This window comes from Bacillus sp. AP50, from assembly GCF_040492675.1.
In the GTDB taxonomy this organism is placed as follows: Bacteria; Bacillota; Bacilli; order Bacillales; family Bacillaceae_G; genus Bacillus_A; species Bacillus_A cereus.
The window spans coordinates 1-2,087 of sequence record NZ_JBEUTW010000763.1 but is presented as its reverse complement, the minus strand read 5'-3'; the positions used below and the strand labels follow the sequence as shown (position 1 = coordinate 2,087).

Genomic DNA, 2,087 nt, shown 5'->3' with positions numbered 1-2,087 from the left:
CTTATAAGGAGATTCAAATTCTACATTCGTCTTCCCTTGAAGTAATTCACTATACGTATTGGATAATTGTCGGATGAAAACTCCTAAACTCCATCCATCGTAAATAATGTGATGAAACATTAAATGTAAAACAAATGTATCTTCACTGAATTTAATAATGTGGAATTTAAACAAAGGCCCCTCTTCTAAACTAAATTTCTCATTCACTATAGATTCTAAGAAATTTTTAAAAATAGATTTTTGTTGTGTGTTTTTAAAAGCAGTTAAATCCTTAATTGGTATATCAAATTCTACATTCTTTTGAATTAATTGCTTTATTTTTTCATCCCTCTTCTTAAATATTGTACGTAGCGCCGGATGTGATTGCACTATTATGGTAAGCGCTTTCTCCAAAACCTCTATCTGAAGTTTTCCTTTTAACTTTATTATAATCGGTTCATTGTTCATTCCTTTTTTTATTTCCATTTGATGAGCTATCCATAATGCTTCTTGGCCTACCGTTGCATCCAATTCTTCTACAATTTCATATTTCTCTTGTATTTCTTTCATATGAATTTCTCCTTTTATAAATATTTAAAAACGGATAATATTTACAGTTACAACTATATGTACATATTCTGCAATTTGTAAATCTATATTTTCCGACTAAATTCAACATTTATTTCACTTATTGCATAGTTATTAAAATTATGAATAAAACTCATATTTATACTGTAACAGTTCATACTTTTATTCAATTTAAGCATAAAAAACCATTTCACTAATAATTCTAATTTCTTTTTATACAGTATTCTTGCATATATTTATTAAAGTAAATTGCCTAATTTATTCTCCGAAATAAATTCAAGAATATTCCAACTGGTCACTATATATACTTCTTATAACATAAACTGTAAAGGAGGAGTCCGTACATAATGGAATATAGATTATTAGGCAACACAGGATTAATAGTTTCAGAGATAGGATTTGGTTCTTGGGCAATTGGTGGAGATGAATGGGGTGCAGTAAAAGATAATGAATCCATTGATGCAATTGAGAAAGCAATTGATCTAGGGGTCAATTTTATTGACACTGCTGATGTTTATGGATTAGGTCATAGTGAAACACTCGTTGCAAAAGCTATAAATGATCACAGGCAGGATATCATTCTTTCTACAAAAGGTGGATTAATTGGTCATCATTATGACCCAAATCAACCAGCTGTTTATGGAGATCCTCAAAAGATCATTGATGCGTTTGAGGCTAGTTTACTGCGGCTTAAAACGGATTATATAGATGTGTACTTTTGTCATATTTGGTGGGATAAACATGAAGAAACAGAGGCCTTTCTACAAGCTTTCCAAACCTTAAAAAAATCTGGCAAAGTGAGAGCTGTTGGCGTTTCTACTAATGATTTAGATTATATAAAACATTTTAATCAGAATAATGATTTAGATGTCGTACAATTCGATTATAGTATTTTAAATAAAGAACCTGAAAAAGACATCCTTCCTTATATTGAAAAACATAATTTAGGTGCTGTGATAAGAGGTCCACTTAAGATGGGAATTTTAACTGGGAAATTTAATCATGAAACTCAATTTCCAGACGATGATTTAAGAAAAGATTGGCCAAAAGAAAAATGGTTTAAAGATAGCTTACATACAGTAGAGAAATTACGTTCACTTGTACGCTCAAATCGAAGTTTAGCGCAAGTTGCTTTACGTTATGTTTTAAGTCACCCAGCAGTTTCAGTTGCTATTCCTGGTGCAAAAAATTCTACTCAGGTTGAAGAAAATTCTTCACACTTAACTCGTCCATTATTATTAGATAATGAAATTGAATTCATTAAAAAGCTTTGATCAGATCATTGTTCACCTACAAAAATTATGCTGATTCTTCTACCAAATCCATACTACTACTTCTTCTCAACTAGAACATATCTTTAATACTTCCACCCTATTTTTTTCTCTTTTTCCAACAATATCTACAGTTTATAAGGTAGTTGAGCTCTTATATTCAACTACCTTATAATAGTTCTACATTAGATTAAATTACCTACTACATTAGTTGCATACAAGCTAGGGCATCATGCAACTCAAATAAAC

At 30.4% G+C, this 2,087-nt stretch carries 2 protein-coding genes; one reads left to right on the top strand and one right to left on the bottom strand.

Going from position 1 to position 2,087, the window contains the following annotated elements; translation table 11 throughout:
* The coding region (locus ABWK52_RS29265; protein ID WP_353772375.1) for a condensation domain-containing protein at nt 1–549 on the bottom strand (549 nt) is incomplete at its 3' end.
* Nucleotides 550–914: 365 nt separating this feature from the next.
* On the opposite strand from ABWK52_RS29265, the gene ABWK52_RS29260 reads away from it, so the two are divergent.
* On the top strand, nt 915–1,841 hold the full coding sequence (locus tag ABWK52_RS29260; protein ID WP_353772374.1) for an aldo/keto reductase: 927 nt from the start codon (nt 915–917) through the stop codon (nt 1,839–1,841).
* The last annotated feature ends 246 nt before the right edge of the window (nt 1,842–2,087 follow it).